This window comes from Lutibacter sp. Hel_I_33_5, from assembly GCF_007827455.1.
GTDB lineage: Bacteria > Bacteroidota > Bacteroidia > Flavobacteriales > Flavobacteriaceae > Polaribacter.
This window is the reverse complement of the sequence record NZ_VISM01000001.1, coordinates 320,614-338,069: the sequence shown is the minus strand read 5'-3', so window position 1 is coordinate 338,069 and position 17,456 is coordinate 320,614. Positions and strand designations below refer to the sequence as shown.

General features: G+C 30.5%; 13 protein-coding genes. 2 read left to right on the top strand and 11 right to left on the bottom strand.

The features are described from left to right. Nucleotides 1–7 precede the first annotated feature (7 nt). From OD91_RS01495 to OD91_RS01460, 8 genes are all read right to left on the bottom strand, one after another. The gene (locus OD91_RS01495; protein WP_144894638.1) at nt 8–364 is read right to left on the bottom strand and encodes a hypothetical protein; all 357 of its coding nucleotides are present in this window, start codon (nt 362–364) and stop codon (nt 8–10) included. A gap of 220 nt (nt 365–584) precedes the next feature. Then, the gene (locus OD91_RS01490; protein ID WP_144894637.1) at nt 585–1,766 is read right to left on the bottom strand and encodes an aspartate aminotransferase family protein; all 1,182 of its coding nucleotides are present in this window, start codon (nt 1,764–1,766) and stop codon (nt 585–587) included. Nucleotides 1,767–1,768: 2 nt separating this feature from the next. Next, the gene (locus tag OD91_RS01485; RefSeq protein WP_144894636.1) at nt 1,769–3,403 is read right to left on the bottom strand and encodes an OstA-like protein; all 1,635 of its coding nucleotides are present in this window, start codon (nt 3,401–3,403) and stop codon (nt 1,769–1,771) included. 73 nt (nt 3,404–3,476) lie between these two features. Then, nucleotides 3,477–4,748, bottom strand: a complete 1,272-nt coding sequence (locus tag OD91_RS01480) for an adenylosuccinate synthase (RefSeq protein WP_144894635.1) — start codon at nt 4,746–4,748, stop codon at nt 3,477–3,479. A 14-nt stretch (nt 4,749–4,762) separates the two neighbouring features. Further along, nucleotides 4,763–5,224 carry a Fur family transcriptional regulator gene (locus tag OD91_RS01475; protein ID WP_144894634.1) on the bottom strand — a complete coding sequence of 154 codons (462 nt, stop codon included), beginning with the start codon at nt 5,222–5,224 and terminating at the stop codon, nt 4,763–4,765. Between the two features lie 73 nt (nt 5,225–5,297). Beyond that, the gene (locus tag OD91_RS01470; RefSeq protein WP_144894633.1) at nt 5,298–7,514 is read right to left on the bottom strand and encodes a bifunctional (p)ppGpp synthetase/guanosine-3',5'-bis(diphosphate) 3'-pyrophosphohydrolase; all 2,217 of its coding nucleotides are present in this window, start codon (nt 7,512–7,514) and stop codon (nt 5,298–5,300) included. Between the two features lie 67 nt (nt 7,515–7,581). Continuing rightward, complete coding sequence (locus tag OD91_RS01465) at nt 7,582–8,814, bottom strand: M48 family metallopeptidase (RefSeq protein WP_144894632.1); 1,233 nt, start codon at nt 8,812–8,814, stop codon at nt 7,582–7,584. Nucleotides 8,815–8,823: 9 nt separating this feature from the next. After that, entirely contained in the window at nt 8,824–9,615 is a 792-nt protein-coding gene (locus OD91_RS01460) for an RNA methyltransferase (RefSeq protein ID WP_144894631.1), read from the bottom strand. 61 nt (nt 9,616–9,676) lie between these two features. Here OD91_RS01460 and OD91_RS01455 point away from each other — a divergent pair, with 61 nt between their 5' ends. Next, nucleotides 9,677–10,087 (top strand): hypothetical protein, encoded by a 411-nt coding sequence (locus OD91_RS01455; RefSeq protein WP_144894630.1) that lies wholly within the window; start codon nt 9,677–9,679, stop codon nt 10,085–10,087. 150 nt (nt 10,088–10,237) lie between these two features. Here the strand turns inward: OD91_RS01455 and OD91_RS01450 are convergent, their stop codons facing one another. The 3 genes from OD91_RS01450 to OD91_RS01440 all read right to left on the bottom strand — a co-directional run bounded on the left by OD91_RS01450 (nt 10,238) and on the right by OD91_RS01440 (nt 15,674). Then, nucleotides 10,238–11,533 carry an amidohydrolase family protein gene (locus OD91_RS01450; RefSeq protein WP_144894629.1) on the bottom strand — a complete coding sequence of 432 codons (1,296 nt, stop codon included), beginning with the start codon at nt 11,531–11,533 and terminating at the stop codon, nt 10,238–10,240. Between the two features lie 4 nt (nt 11,534–11,537). Further along, complete coding sequence (locus OD91_RS01445; protein WP_186434370.1) at nt 11,538–14,507, bottom strand: amidohydrolase family protein; 2,970 nt, start codon at nt 14,505–14,507, stop codon at nt 11,538–11,540. 81 nt (nt 14,508–14,588) lie between these two features. After that, nucleotides 14,589–15,674 carry a DUF3810 domain-containing protein gene (locus OD91_RS01440; protein WP_144894628.1) on the bottom strand — a complete coding sequence of 362 codons (1,086 nt, stop codon included), beginning with the start codon at nt 15,672–15,674 and terminating at the stop codon, nt 14,589–14,591. Nucleotides 15,675–15,813: 139 nt separating this feature from the next. On the opposite strand from OD91_RS01440, the gene dnaB reads away from it, so the two are divergent. Next, nucleotides 15,814–17,328, top strand: a complete 1,515-nt coding sequence (dnaB, locus tag OD91_RS01435) for a replicative DNA helicase (RefSeq protein ID WP_144894627.1) — start codon at nt 15,814–15,816, stop codon at nt 17,326–17,328. Nucleotides 17,329–17,456: the final 128 nt, after the last annotated feature.

The window sequence follows — 17,456 nt, the reverse complement described above, 5'->3', positions numbered from 1 at the left end:
TGTTTTACTAAGATTGTTTAACTTTTAGAGGGACTTTATAAATTTCTCCTTTTTTAATTCCTTCAACTTTTACAGTTTGATAATTTAACTTGCTTTTTACAAAAGAGTTAACAGTTTCATTATTAGAATCTACAGAGATGATAACAACTTCATTACTATTATTTAATAAAAAAGAAATTTTAGCAGAAACATTTTTATCTATTTGAAAAGGCATTTTAGTACCTAATAGATTAATGATTTGAGTTCTTAATTCAGTTTTAACAACTTTTTTTGATTTTCTTTTGTCATTATCGTTTGCAGATGCAGAAAATGTAGTTGACATACTAATTGCTATGATAGCAATAATTAATTTAAATTTTTTCATAATAAGTGAGATTTTAGATTTAATTTATACAGATAAGACTACCGAAAAAATAAAATGTTTCACTAAAATGATGAGTTTAACAAACGCTTAACGTCTTTTAACTGGTTTTAACTATTTTTAAGAGAATTTATGAAATGTTAAATAGGTGATTTTATAATCAATATGTAAATAATTGATTTTTAGAATATTAATTTATATTTCTAAATAAGAAGTAAATGTTTTACTTTTCTAGATTTGATAAAACTCTTAATAAAATTGCACAACCTTTTTTTATTTCTTCTTCAGAAATAGTTAATGGTGGTGTAATTCGGATAGCTTTCCCTTCAAATAATAACCAGAATAATAATAATCCTTCTTCCAAGCATTGTAGAATAATTTTTGAAGCTATCTCAGAACTTTTAACAAGTAAAGCAAGCATTAATCCTTTTCCTCTAATTTCTTTTATCAAAGGATGAACTAATAAATTTCGAATAAGTTGTTCTTTATTTAATGTGTTAGAAATTAAGTTAGACTTTGTAATTTCATTTAAAGTCGCTAATCCTGCTGATGCAATTACTGGATGACCTCCAAATGTAGTAATATGCCCCAATTTTGGATTATCTTTTAAGGTCTCCATTATTTCTGTAGAAGAAATAAAAGCACCAATTGGCATTCCACCACCCAAACCTTTCCCAGTAATAATAATATCTGGAACTACATTATAATTTTCGAACCCCCAAAACTTTCCAGTCCTGCCTATCCCAGTTTGGATTTCATCTAAAATAAATAAGGCTCCAACTTGATTGCAACGTTGTTGTATTTCATTTAAATAATCGTTTTTAGGATCAATAAAACCTGCACCCCCTTGAATTGTTTCTAAAATAACAGCTGCAGTTTTTGTTGTTATTTTGTCAATATCAATTTGATTATTAAATTCAATAAATTTTGTTCCTGGGATTAATGGGCGAAAAGCTGCATTTTGTTTTTCAGCTCCACAAACACTCATGGCACCTTGAGTATTACCATGATACCCGTTTTTTGCTGCAATTATTTCATGTCGATTGGTAAAACGTTTTGCTAATTTTAATGCGCCTTCTGTCGCTTCTGTTCCAGAATTAGTTATATAAACTGCGTTTAGATTATCTGGAGAATTTTCTGCTAATGCTTTACAAAGTTCTAATTGTGGTTTCTGAATAAACTCACCATACACCATAACATGTGTGTATTTATCCAGTTGATTTTTAATAGCTTCTGATACTTTTGGGTGATTATGACCTAAACTATTTGCAGAAACGCCAGCAACAAAGTCTAAATATTCATTTCCAGAGGTATCATAAATATAATTTCCTTTTGCATGCGATATTTCTAATGCTAAAGGGTGTGGTGAAGTTTGTGCTTGATATTTATAAAAATCAGTTTTCATATTTACTGATCTTTTAGTTTATCCATTAAAAATACTTTCCTTTTAGTATTTATACTATCAAGTTTAGTAGTTGGTTTTTCTTTAATTTTAGCTGTACCTTTTTTGACTTTTGGTAATGGTTTACCAGATAGATCTTTAATAAAAATATCTTCCATTACTTTAGGTCTTTCATCATCACGCCAAATAAATCCTTTTAATTTTACAACATCATCCGTAACTTTATCGGGAGGAAATGATGTTCCATCTGGACTAGTGATATATTTTATTTGCTCAATTTCATTATCTACTAAGGTAAATTCAATATTACTTGAAATTTCTTTTGTTATGGTTTCTAAGGTGCCACTATCATCTCTATTGTAATAAACAGATTCTGCATTTCCTTTTACCAAAAGTATTCTTAGTTTGTTTTTTTCAAATTTACCAAACATATTTCTGCCTTTAATCTGATTATAATCATCTTTCCCTAAAGAATCTTTTTGAACGATTAACGAATTATTTAGCACTTTTAATGAGTCTAGCTTATTAGTTACAGAATTATTTAATAAATGAATGGTATCTCCAGTAATCTGACTTTTTTCTGACCATAAAACTGGATTTCTATACATTTTTGTTAACCCGATTGCTTCATTAGTATGTAATGAATCGCATTTTCCTTGTAAGTCTGATTTGAATATTTTTACATTATGAAATGCTCTTAATATTCTATTTTTTGCTTTTCCAGTAACCAAAAGGGTATCACCATGCGTATAGCTAGAATCTTTTTCAAAAACAGAAATTGCAACAGCTCGTTTTGTAATAAATAGTGAATCTTTAAAGTCGAATAATTCAGCATAATGACCTTTTGCTATTGAGTTTTGTACAGTGTCTATTACCTTAATATTCTTTGTTGCAGAAGCAAATCCTTTATTTTTATCATAATACAAACTATCTCCTTCAATAGTTCTTTCTTTTAAAAATAGCTTAGCATTTTTTACAAAATGAGAGATATCTGTTTTGGTATTATAGAATCCACGCTCACAATAAATTTTATTTTCGTTTTGTGAGTTTGTAATAGTTGATGGCCCGTATAAATAGGCTGTACCATATTGTGTATAATAATCTAGGTGATTAGATACTACATTGTGCTCTGGATTATCAACAGTAACTCTTGTGGTGGCGGTAAATTTTTTATTTTCTAAATAGTAATTTCCATATTTACTTTTTAGAACATTAGTTTCGTCTTTTATAGTTGCGTAATGTTTGTAATATAACTTTTGATTTATTCTATCAAAATGCAAGGTATCCGTTTTTAAAACCATGCTAGGATCTGTTAATACAACATTTCCCCAAGACAATGCTTGTTTTGTGTTGGCATCATAATCCGAATAATCACTTGTTTGTTTAATAGTATCTCCTTGATTAATGACTACATCACCAAAGGCTTTAAAAAAATTCCTTTCTTGATAATACAATGCTTTTTTACAGGTGAGTTTTGCTCCATCATGATGCATAATTACATCACCAATAAATACGGTAGCGCCAGGAAACTTTTCTTCATCAACATAAGAATAGTCAGACTTTTCTATAGTCACTTTTTTAGCTTGTGCATTTGCTAAGTAGGAGAGAATTAGTAAACTAAAAAAGCATATTCTTTTCAAAACTGTTTTTGTTTTTTGATGTTTACAAAAATAATGAAAAGAATATGCCAAAGTTCTTAAACTTAAGATAAACTTATCTTAGTATGGTTTGTTTTCTATCGGGTCCAACAGAAACAATCTTAATTGGTACGCCAGTTTCTTTTTCTATAAAAGAAATATAGTCTAACAAATTTTGAGGTAATTGATCCGCAGAAGTCATTTTTGTTAAATCTTCTTCCCATCCTTTGAATTCTGAATAATTAACAGAAACGTTTTCTGGTTCTATGTTATAAGGTAGATGTGAAATTTCTTTTCCTTTATAATTATATGAAGTACACACTTTTAAGGTGTCGAAACCTGAAAGTACATCACCTTTCATCATCATTAATTGTGTTACACCGTTTACATCAACAGCATATTTTAAAGCAACTAAATCTAACCAACCACAACGTCTTGGTCTACCTGTTGTTGCACCAAATTCATGACCAACACGTGCCATGGTTTCACCATCAGTATCAAATAACTCAGTTGGAAAAGGGCCAGATCCAACTCTAGTTGTGTATGCTTTAAAAATACCAAATACATCACCAATTCTATTTGGAGCAACTCCTAAACCAGTACAAGCACCAGCAGCAGTTGTGTTTGATGAAGTTACAAATGGATAGGTTCCAAAATCGATATCTAATAAAGAACCTTGCGCGCCTTCTGCTAAAATAGTTTTACCAGTTTTCATGGCATTGTTAAGGTATTCTTCTGAATCTATAAATTGTAATGTTCTTAGTTTATCTATTCCTTTACAAAATTCGGCTTCTAATTCTTCTAAATCATAATCAATCTGAACATTAAAATAATCTAACATTCCTAAGTGTTTCTTAGTTAATGCATCATATTTCTCCTTCCAGTTGTCTAATTCTAAATCTCCAACACGCATTCCGTTTCTACCGGTTTTGTCCATATAAGTTGGACCAATACCTTTTAATGTAGAACCAATTTTTGCTTTTCCTTTAGATGTTTCTGATGCTGCATCTAATAATCTATGTGTTGGTAAAATTAAATGTGCTTTTCTTGAAATTAATAATTTAGTAGTATAATCGATATCATACTTATCTAAATTTTCTAATTCTTTTTGAAAAATAACAGGATCGATAACAACTCCATTACCAACAACATTCATTGCTGTTTTATGAAAAATACCTGAAGGAATTGTATGTAAAACATGCTTGTGTCCATCAAAAATTAAGGTATGTCCTGCATTTGGACCTCCTTGAAAACGAGCAATAATGTCATAATTTGTTGTAAGTACATCTACAATTTTACCTTTTCCTTCATCTCCCCATTGTAGTCCGAGTAATAAATCTACAGCCATTTAGTTTGTTGTGTTTATGTTGTTTTAGTTGTGTTTTTCTTTTTTGTTCCGTAAAAATAAAGTGAATGATTATGGATATCAATATCAAAAACTTCTTCAATCGTTTTTTTGATAATTTGAATTCTTGGATCACAAAATTCTTTTACTTCTCCAGTATCCGTTAAAATTACATGATCGTGTTGTTTATCAAAATAACTTTTCTCATATCGTGCCATAGATTGCCCATCAAATTGATGCTTACGCACTAATCCACAATCGAGTAATAAATCAATAGTATTATACAAGGTAGCCCTACTAACACGGTAGTTCTTATTTTTCATTTTAATATATAAAGACTCTATATCAAAATGTTCTTCAACATCATAAATTTCTTGAAGTATAGCGTACCTTTCGGGAGTTTTTCTATGCTTGTTTTCTTCTAAAAAAGCAGTGAAAACTTTTTTTACAACTTCTTGATTATCATTTGAAGCACTCATAAATTTAGTTTTTACGAAAGAACAAATTTACTGTTATATAATGGATATTTCCAAGCTTTTAGTCAAATGATATTTACAAAGTATTAACACGTTCTACATTTTGAACACCATCAATTTTTTTAATGCTCTCAATAAGCTTATTTAACTGGTTTTTGTTCTTAACACTAATGGACAATTTACCATCGAAAACACCTTGATCTCCAGAAATATTTATACTATGGATAAATACACTCATGTTATTCGAAATGATACGTGTTAAATTGTTAACAATTCCTTTATTGTCGATTCCAGAAAGGTGTAAAATTGCTTTAAATTCTTGCTTGGTAGAATCTATCCATTTAGCACGCATAATTCTATAAGCATAGTTGGATTGCAACGAAATTGCGTTAGGACATCTCTTACTATGAATTTTTATACCATCATTAATGGTTACAAATCCAAATACATTATCACCAGGAATTGGATTGCAACATTTGGCTAATTTATAATCTAGTTTTTCCTCTTCTTTTCCAAAAACTAATGCATCATATTTTGCAGTAATCTCTTCTTTTTCAGTTATATTATCTGATGAAGATCTACTAAACGTATTTTTAAAGAATGATAGTATTTTACTATTTCGTTGTGCTGCGTATGCTTTTAACTGCGTATTATCAATGGCGCCATTACCAATTCTAAAAAATAAATCGAAGCTTGTTTTTAATTTAAAAAAAGTAGCAAGTTCATGATATGTTTTATCATTCGTAGGAATTTTTAAATGACGTAATTTCCTTGCCAAAATAGCTTTTCCTTCTTCGGCAATAATTTTCTCTTCTTCTTTTAATGCCGATTTAATTTTGGTACGTGCTCTTGCAGTAATTACAAAATCTAACCAACGTACATTGGGCTTATTATTGTTAGCTGTTTGAACTTCTATTTGATCACCACTATTAAGTTCTTGACTTAACGGAACTAGTTTTCCGTTTACTTTTGCACCTCTACATTTTAGTCCAACATCGGTATGAATTGCAAACGCAAAATCTAAGGCACAAGCACCTTTTGGTAAGGATTTTAAATCGCCTTTAGGTGTAAATACATAAATTTCTTTAGCGTAAAGGTTTAGTTTAAAATCTTCAACAAAATCTACGGCATTCAAACTTTGATTTTCTAATGTTTCTTTTAGTTTATTTAACCAGCCTTCTAAACCGTTTTCATTAACTTTTCCTTGTTTATATTTAAAATGGGCGGCATAGCCTTTTTCAGCAATTTCGTCCATTCTTTCAGAACGAATTTGAACTTCTACCCATTTGGCTTCTGGTCCAATAACCGTAATATGTAAGGCTTCATATCCAGTAGATTTTGGTTGAGAAATCCAATCTCTTAATCGTGAAGGATTTGGTTTAAAATGATCTGTAACAATTGAATATATTTTCCAAGCATCAAATTTTTCATCCTTAGAAGTTGGTTTAAAAACGATACGAATGGCAAACTTATCATAGACTTCATCAAAAGAAACATTCTGATTTCTCATTTTTCTTCTAATAGAAAAAATTGATTTAAATCGCCCTTTTATTTCATAATCAAAAGCTTCCTTTACTAACGCTTTGTCTAAGGTTTCTGCAAATTTATCTATGTAATTCTGTTGTTCTTCTTTACTACCTGTTATTTTACTTAAAATATCGTTGTAAACTTCTGGTTCTGTATACTTTAATCCTAAATCTTCGAGTTCTTGTTTTATATTATAAAGTCCAAGTCTATGTGCTAATGGTGCATAAATATATAAAGTTTCTGATGAGATTTTTAGCTGTTTATGTGCAGGCATTGCATCCATAGTTTGCATATTATGCAATCGGTCTGCAACTTTTATTAAAATAACCCTAACATCATCATTAAGTGTGAGTAACATTTTTCTAAAATTCTCTGCTTGAATTGAAGCGTCTTTCTCTTTGTTTAATCGAGAGATTTTAGTTAATCCACTAACAATACGAGCAATTGTTTCTCCAAACAACCGTTCCATATCATCGATAGTATATTTTGTATCTTCAACTACATCGTGTAATAATGCTGCGGCTATTGATGTTGCTCCTAAGCCAATTTCATAAGCAACAATTTTTGCTACAGCAATAGGGTGAAATATATAAGGTTCACCAGTTTTTCTTCTTTGTTCTGAATGAGCTTCTACAGTAATATCAAAAGCTTTACGTATTAAAGCTTTATCTTCTTTAGATAAAACTTCATACGTTCCTTTTAACAAATCTTTATATCGATTTGCTATTTCCTTATTTTCTTCTTCTATGGTTGCAGAATAGGCCATAAATTACACTAAAAATGTTTTTTTATTGATAAGGAAAAGTACCACAAAGAAATGTAATGAGCAAGTATTACTTTTTTAAATTCTGAATTCTTTGCAACAATGTTGGATGAGAATAATGCATAAATACATAGGCTTTATGCGGTGTTAAATTACTTAAACTGTTTTTTGATAGTTTTTTAAGCGATGTAATTAATGGTTTTCCTGCAAAGGTTTCTTTTGCATAATCATCAGCTTGATATTCAAACTTTCTTGAAAAATAATTCATGACTAAACCAGTGATTTCTGAAATTGGAGAATATAAAACTCCAAAAGCAATTAAACCAATATGAAAGCTTGGTATAGAAACTCCTAAGGCTTCAGATAATAAAGGGGAATTAATAAATAGCGATAAAATATACAGTGTAAAACCTGTGAGTAGGATAGAGGTAACTAAATTAAAAATGATGTGTTTTCTCTTATAATGACCAACTTCATGTGCTAAAACGGCTACAATTTCATCAGTCTCTAAATCATTAATTAAAGTATCAAATAATGTAATTCTTTTTTGAGAACCAAAACCAGAAAAATATGCATTTGCTTTAGTTGATCGTTTAGAGCCGTCAATCACAAAAATATTATTGAGAGTAAAACCTACTTTTTTTGCATAGGTTTCTATGGCTGTTTTTAGTTCACCATCTCCTAAAGGTGTTTGTTTATTAAATAAAGGAACTATAAGTTTTGCATAAAACATATTCATAAATATGCTAAATATGGCTACTAATCCCCAAGCGTATAACCAAAAGTTTGTACCAGTTAGTTGATAAAACCAAATAATTAAAGCTAAAATTCCTCCACCTAAAACAGCAGACATCAAGGCTCCTTTTAATTTATCTAACCAAAATATTTTTTTAGTAGTCTTGTTGAAACCAAACTTTTCTTCGATCACAAAAGTTTTGTAATATGAAAAAGGTGTGGTTAACATATCAGAACCTATCATGATAATTCCAAAGAAAATAAGCGCAATTAAAATTGGATGATTGGTATAGTTTCTTGCAAACTGATCTACATAAGCAAAACCATCAAAGAAAAAGAATGATAAAGTTAAAATGATAGAAAAGAAGCCTGTTAAGTTAGAAAAATGATCATTTGTTTTTTTGTATGATTGCGACTTTTCGTATTCTTCGGTATCATATACATCTGCCAATTCTTCTGGAATAGGATCATCAAAATGTTTTGCGTTTAACGTATCTAAAACTTTATCAACTAAAAAACTGATGATAATAATTGCTATTAGAATGTAGAATAGTATAGTTGAGTTCATGTAATTTTTTTAATTTATTCTTTGTCTTTTAGCTTCAAAAATAACAATAGCAGCAGCTACAGAAACATTCATAGAATCTATGGTTCCTTGCATAGGAATATTAATGTTTTGTGTCGCTTTTTCTCTCCAAATCTCTGTTAAACCTGTTGCTTCAGTACCAACAACTATTGCAGATGATTGTGTGTAATCTACCGTATGATATTCGTTTGAATTCTGTAAAGTAGCAGCATAGAAGTTTATATTGTTTTTCTGTAAAAAAGTAATTATATCTTCAGAACTTCCTACACCAATCTGATTGGTAAATAATGTACCTACACTAGATCTAATTACATTTTGATTGTATAAATCTGTCTTTGCATCAGCAATTAAAACTGCATCAATATTTGCTGCGTCGGCAGTTCTTAGCATAGCTCCGATATTACCTGGTTTTTCGATTCCTTCTGCAATTAGAAGTAGAGGAGTGATGTTTTTAAATGTGATGTTTTCTAACGAAAAATCTTTTGTTTTTACAAGAGCAATCAATCCTTCAGTAGAATCTCGATAGGCAATTTTTTGATAGACTTCTTTTGTTACTGATATAAGCTCAGTTTCATTTGTAGTATAGCTTTCTAACTCATTATCAGTAATTAAATTGTTACAGAAAAGGAGGGAAGTAATTTGATAATTTCCTTTTATAGCTAAAGAAATTTCACGTTTGCCTTCTATTAAAAATAATCCTTGTTTTTTGCGTTCTCTAGATTTTTCTTGGAGTTTTACAAGTTGTTTTATGAATGGATTTTGAATGCTTGCTATTTCTTTCATTTCCTACAAAAATACTTATAATTAAATAGTAATTTAAAGTGTTTTTTAATAATATTTGCAGATGATTTTGAATAGATTTTTTATTACAACATTTTTACTGTTATTTCTTTTTAATTCTAACGTTTCAGATAATAATTACGGTTGGGGAAAATGGAAGAAAACATCTTGCCTAAAAGGTTTGGATTATAGAATTAAAAAAGGTGTATATAATAAAGAAAGTAAAGCATATCGTTGGAAAATTCAGTTTCGAAATAGATATGCTAAACCATTACATATTAATTATAGTGCAGTTCCAAAATCAAAAAGTACTTCAAAAAAATATATAGCAACAGATAGAATTCATATTAAATCAAATCATGCTATTTATTCTACATATTACGACCTAAAAGAAAAACGTTCGATTTCTATTATTATAGACAAAGTTCGCGTAGGTGTAAAAGACTCTGGGAAATTTTATAAATGTTCAAAATAATAAATACCTATATATAGGTATTTTACATTCAAACTAGTTTTATAATATTTGTAAAGAATTTAAGGAATTTGTTTTCAACATTGTTATGAGTTAAACAAGTTGTTTAGAAAAGGAAAAAGTAAAGGCGCTGAAATCAGCGCCTTTTTTATTTTATTGATTTTTATACTTATCGGAATATCGTTTCCAAAGTTTTGTCTGATGAGTTTCTAAACTAATTTTACGTCCTTGTATAAATGCATTTGAAAGTACGTTTGTTCTCATATCTAAAGCATCACCTTTAGAAATAAACAACGTGGCATCTTTTCCTACTTCTAGCGTTCCAGTTGTACTATCTATTCCTAAAATTTTAGCAGTATTAGAAGTAATTAACTTTAATGCTTCTTCTTTCCCTAGTCCCCAAGCAGCATAGGTACCAGCATAGAATGGTAAGTTTCTAGTGTTCATACGTTCCATTTGACCTTCCATTCCTAAACTTACTAAAATCCCTTTATCAACTAAAGATTTTGCTAAGGTATAGGTACTATCATAACTATCATCTTCGCTATTAGGGTTTCTGTGAGGTCTATCAATAATAACAGCTACATTATTTGTCTTTAATAAATTAGCAACTTTATCAGCTCCTTGTCCGTGAACTATCACCATATTATTAATACCTGCATCTTTACAAATTGTGATTGCATCTGTAATTTCTTGTTGGCCACTTGCGTGAAGAAATATTTTCTGAGAACCATTAAATAATCCTTCAGTAGCCCCAAAAGGTAAGTTAGTTTGTTTCTTACTACCCGATAAGTATACTTTTGCATCTGCAAAGAAATCTTTAATATTTGCAATGTTTTTTGCGTACTTTTTATCTGGTTTTAGTGAAGCATCTTCACCTAGCCACCAACGTCCTCTTGTTAAACTACTTGGCCAATTAATATGTATGGCATCATCTACTTTTACTGCTGCATCTTCCCAGTTCCAAGCATCAAATTGTACTATAGATGATGTTCCAGAAATTGTACCACCTCGCGGTGTAATTTGTCCCATTAAGACACCATTTGGTCTCATAGATTCAACTACCTTACTTTCTGCATTATAGGCGATTAAACTTCTGATATGCGGTAACATAGTACCAACTTCATCAAAATCTCTAGTTGCTTTTACAGCATCGATTTCAGCTAAACCTAAAGAGGCATTTGCAGCAATAAAGCCAGGATAAACATGTTTTCCTTTTCCATTTATTATGGTTCCGATTCGTCCTATTTTTGTTAAAGCACTTCCTACATACGTAATTTTCCCTTTAGAAAACATAATTAATGAATTCTCTATCACTTTTCCGTTTCCTAAATGCGCTGTTGCACCTTCAATAGTTACATCTATTGTTTGTTTTGCTGCTGGTGTTTGCTGTGCAATACTTGTTCCTACTAAAAAGAAAAACAGTATGCTGTATATTATTTTTTTCATGATTTTAGTTTTTAGCGGTTAATTCAGTATCACATTGAAAATGAATGTCTTTTTTCTTAGAAGGCATCTGTGTTTTGCCGCCACCCATTTTTTCTTTTAACATCATATTGATAAGCTTACTTTTTTCTTGCGTAATTGCTTTTCTCTTTTGATGATCTTTCTCAATATCAAAATATACTTTTCCGTCAATAATGGTTTTTTCAGCTTTTGCGTAAATTGACATTGGATGATCGCTCCATAAAACTACATCGGCATCTTTTCCAGTTTTTATGCTTCCTACTTTATCATCGATATGTAATAATTTTGCAGGATTTATAGTCACCATTTTCCAAGCTTCTTCTTCAGACATGCCACCATATTTAATAGTTTTTGCCGCTTCTTGATTTAATCTTCGAGACATTTCTCTATCATCAGAATTAATAGCAACTGTTACTCCAGCATTTGCCATAATTGCTGCATTAAATGGAATTGCGTCGTTTACCTCATATTTATATGCCCACCAATCTGAGAAAGTAGAACCACCAACACCGTGTTCTTTCATTTTATCGGCTACTTTATAACCTTCTAAAATATGCGTAAATGTATTTACATTAAAATTGAATTTTTCTGCAACTTTCATTAACATATTAATTTCTGATTGTACATAAGAGTGACAAGAAATAAAACGTTCTTTATTAATGATTTCAGCCAATGTTTCCATTTCTGCATCTTTTCTATAAGGCTGACCGCTTTTCTTTTTAGCATCATATTCTTTAGCTCTTGTAAAATAATCGATAAACATTTGCTCAACACCCATACGAGTTTGTGGGAAACGAACCCCGTTTGCGCTTCGCGACTGTTTTACGTTTTCACCCAAAGCAAATTTTATGAATTTAGGCGTATTCTCATAAATCATATTATCTGCATTCTCTCCCCATTTAAGTTTGATAATTGCAGAACGACCTCCAATTGGATTTGCAGAACCATGTAGAATTTGTACAGAGGTTGTTCCTCCAGAAAGGTTTCTGTAAATATTGATATCATTTGGATCTACAACATCTTCTATAGTTACTTCTGCCGAAGAATTTTGTGCCCATTCATTAATAGCAGAAGCTGCAATGTGTGAGTGTTCATCAACAATACCAGCAGTTAAATGCTTGCCAGTTCCGTCTATTTCTTTTGCACCTCTTGCGCTTAGGTTTTTACCTATTTTAGAAATTTTTCCTCCTTTTAATAATACATCTGTATTTTTAAGAACTCCGTCTTTTTCACTGGTCCAAACCGTTGCATTTTTAATTAGGATAGTCTCTTGTTTCGGTTGTGAATAGTTACCAAAACCAATATTTGGATAACTTACTGCAACAACTTCGGGTGAAGATTTTTTATCATCTTTCTTCTTATCGTCTTTCTTTTTATCATCTTTAGCTGCATTTTTTGAGGCAGACCAAAAAGATTCGTTTCCAGCTTCATTATATGCAGTTCCTTGTAAATAGTTACTATTTGCTGAAACTTTACCTAATAAACGAGTAAATCCGTTTGTTTCATTTAGTAAAATAGAAACCCAATCGTTTTTAAAAGAAAATTTAGATTTTACTTTTTTATCGCCTAACTTTACACTTCCTTTTTGTTTAGCGCCTTTACCAGAAACAGTTAAGTCATATTTATTACCGTTTACACTTAATGAATAATTACCCGAAAGATCTTTAATATTCATATCATTAATGATATTCTGACTTCCTTGAACCCAGTTTTCATATAAGGTAGTTTTGGCATCAAAAACATCACCAGAAGTAATAATAAAGTTCGCATAACTTCCTTTATTAAGATTCCCAATTTTAGAGTTATTTAAAATTTTTGCAGGAATTGTAGTTAACGCTTCTAATGCTTTTTCTTTAGATAATCCATGTTTAATGGCTTTCTGAATATTTTTTGAAAACATTCCAACTGACTTTAATCCTTTTGAAGTGAATGCAAAAGAAACTCCGTTTTTTGCTAAAACAGCTGGATTAGAAGGTTCTTGATTCCATTTACGCATATCATTTAAAGAAATATGTTGTGCTAATAAAGGATTGCTAACATCGTATGCTTTTCTAAAATTAACTGGAATAATAAATTGTGCATTGGTTTTTTTGATGTCGTTAATTCTTTCAAATTCATCACCATTACCAACTAAGGTATATTGAATACCAAATTCATCACCAATTTTATCAGCTCTAAAAAGATCTAATAAACTACCAGTATCAAATATTTGTTTAAGGTTCTTATTTTCATTTAAAGCTTCTAAAGCTAAATCGGTATTTTTCATATTGCCTTTCGCATACCAATCTGCGTCATTATATACTTGTCTTAATAGTGCCATTGCACCCATTCTAGAGCCTGGATATAATTGTTTAGATTTTCTACTTTTTGCAAAGGATAAATATTGCGCAGAATTATTATTTAATATTCTATAGGCATCAGTAGTATTAGGATTTAAGGCAACTAACATTCCGTTTCCTCTAATAATCCCGTCTTCTAAATGTGTGTTAACCACACCAAAACCAGCTTTTAAAAAGTCTTTTACTTTTTTAGCATCGAATTTAAATTCATTAGCAGCATCGGTTTCTGGTCTAATATGATCGTTCCAGTAATATCCTTTACGAGTAGCGTCATATTGTCTGCCACCAAATCCTCCTCCAGAAGGTCTTTTTGGTTTAGCAATTCCAAAAGTAGCATAAGCATCTACAAAAGAAGGATAGATTGTTTTACCAGATAAATCAATTGTTTTTGTTCCTTTAGGAATGTTAACTGATGTACCAGCATTTACTACTTTACCATCTTTAATTAGTAAAGTTCCGTTTTTAATAACCTGTTTAGGGGACACATATATAGTAGCATTCTTAAACGCTACTAGCGTGTTTTTTGATGTTTTTACTCCCGAATCTGTTGGGAAATAATCTTGACCTTGTACTAAAGAAAATGACAAGAAAAAGAGTAGTAGAAAAAGTTTTCTCATTATGTATGTATATTTGAATTGTCAATAAAAATATTCATTCCCAGTTTCATATTGAGGATTCGTTAAGACTTTAACATAATTTTAAGAAGAAACAATAGCTAAATCTTTTCTGAAATATAAAATCAATAAATCAACCACATAGTTATAAGACTCAATTCCTTTAGTCTGATTATTCGCTTTTAGATACGAATTATATCCTTTTTTTATGAGTGGTTCTATTGGGTTTTGATATTGTTGCCAGAGGTCATAACTGGCATTGTAATCTTTTTTAATTCCTTTATTTACTAATTTCCAGAGTCCTTTATAGGTGCTTTTATCGCGTTTACGCATTTCAGAAATACAATATCCAAAAGCCATTCGATAACTAGCATATTTAAAATAAACATCTGTATGATAATTGGCGGCTAGAAAACCAATAAAATTAGCTTCGTTTTCTGCTGCATATCCAATCTGATGTGCCATTTCATGACATGCAGTAGTTGGAAAACTTGTTTTTGGAATTCGATCATTTACTTGTGCTTCTCCAGTAATAGGGTTTAAATAACCAGATGTGCCATTATACATTTGTAACAAACTAACTAATGAACTTTTAGTAGATTTAAAATTGAATTTTAATTGTGGAAAATCATTTTCCAAATTTTCATAACCCAGCAATGCTTTTTCATACATTTCTTTAGCAGTATATGGATTTTCAACTTTTAAAGAATCATTTTTTGTGATTTCTAGGTGATATTTATTTAGTTTGTTGATAATGAGTTTTGTAGTGTTTTCTAATTGCTCTGTGGTATATTTCGTTTTTTCATAACCGAGTTTTTTTGATAAAGGTTCTCTAAAATAATTTAAGCCCCAGAAAAGATAAAAACAGCAATAAAGTATCGATAAAAATGAAGTGATTTTTAATAGCTGAGCAATGATATTTTTAAATCGACTTTTTATCAATTTGTAAATAAACTTAATTACACAGTATATCAAAACAAAACCTAAAACATCTCCAACAGAAAACGGAATCCAACCAAAAATAATCCTAAAAAATGAAGAAATGTAAGGATAGATTCCATTTGAATAATATTCTTCAATTACTTGTGGGTATTGACTTATCCAATTAACTAGTAAACTGTTTATGGGTAAGAGTGCTGTTAAGAAAAGATGTTTTTTGTTCCATTTCATTTCGATAAAAATACGCAATCAATTTAGAAGTTGGGTACTTGTTAACAAGATAATAACATTTTTGTTTACAATAAATGTGTACAAATAAAAGTTGTAAAAGAGAGCCCCCAACCAAAGTAAAAATCTACCTTTGTGTAGTATGGAAAAAACAAGCTCATTTGCCGGCAAAAAAATAGATAAATCTAGATTAATTAGTCTAGAAAAAGGTAAAATTCCCCCACAAGCAGTAGATTTAGAAGAAGCCGTTTTAGGCGCCATGATGATTGATAAAAAAGGTATTGATGATGTCATTGATATTTTGCATCCCGATGCTTTTTATGATACCAAGCATCAAGAGATTTATGCTGCTATTTATGAGCTTTTTCAGAATTCGCAACCTATTGATTTATTAACGGTTTCTAATCAACTAAAAAAGAACGCAAAGTTAGAGTTAGCAGGAGGTGATTTTTATTTGATTCGTTTAACTCAGAAAGTAGCATCTTCTGCTCATATTGAGTTTCACTCAAGAATCATTCTACAAAAATACATTCAGCGTAAATTAATTTCGATATCAAGTGAAATTATAGAAAATGCGTATGATGAAACTACTGATGTTTTTGATTTATTAGATGATGCAGAAGGGAAGTTATTTGAAGTAACTCAAGGAAACTTAAAAAAGAGTTCAGAAGGAGCTGGTGATCTTGTAAAACAAGCATTAAAGAAGATTCAAGAAATAGGTAATAAGGAGGGAATGAGTGGTTTAGCTACTGGTTTTACCAAGTTAGACGCATTAACCTCTGGATGGCAACCTTCCGATTTAATCATTATTGCTGCACGTCCAGGTATGGGAAAAACAGCATTTGTTATCTCGATGGCAAAAAACATGGCCATCGATTTTAATCATGCTGTAGCCGTATTTTCTTTAGAGATGTCTTCTGTACAATTAATTACTCGTATGATTTCTTCGGAAACGGGATTGACATCAGAAAAACTGCGTAAAGGAAATTTAGAACCACATGAATGGGAGCAATTAAATGTAAAAGTTAAGAAGCTTTCTGATGCACCAATTTTTATTGATGATACACCATCATTATCCATTTTTGATTTACGTGCAAAGGCACGAAGATTAGTATCGCAACACGGAGTTAGAATTATTGTTATTGATTATTTACAATTAATGACAGCGGGTGGAAACGGAAAAGGTGGCGGAAATAGAGAGCAAGAAATTTCGATGATTTCTAGAAACTTAAAAGCCTTAGCAAAAGAATTAGAAGTTCCAGTAATTGCTTTATCTCAGTTATCACGTGCGGTTGAAACACGTGGAGGAAGTAAACGTCCTTTATTATCTGATTTACGTGAATCGGGTGCGATTGAGCAAGATGCTGATATTGTATCGTTTATTTTTAGACCTGAATATTACGGAATGGAAGAGTGGGACGATGATGATCATACACCATGTGCTGGACAAGGAGAATTTATTGTTGCAAAACACAGAAATGGTGGATTAGACAATATTCGTTTAAAGTTTACGGGTCACTTGGCTAAGTTTTCTGATTTAGAAGAAAGTTTTAGTAGTGAATTCCAATCGAGTATGAATTCTGATATTTTCCCAGACCAACGAATTGAACCTAAAGATGCTTTTGGAACAGGTGATGATAATGATGTTCCTTTTTAGATAATACCTCATGTCATTCCTGTAAACCATTGATATTAATGATCTTATTGTTGAATTTATTGAGATTATCGTAAATAAGTATTTTCATAAACAATTCATAAAAATAAAAAAATGCACAATTGCTTTCT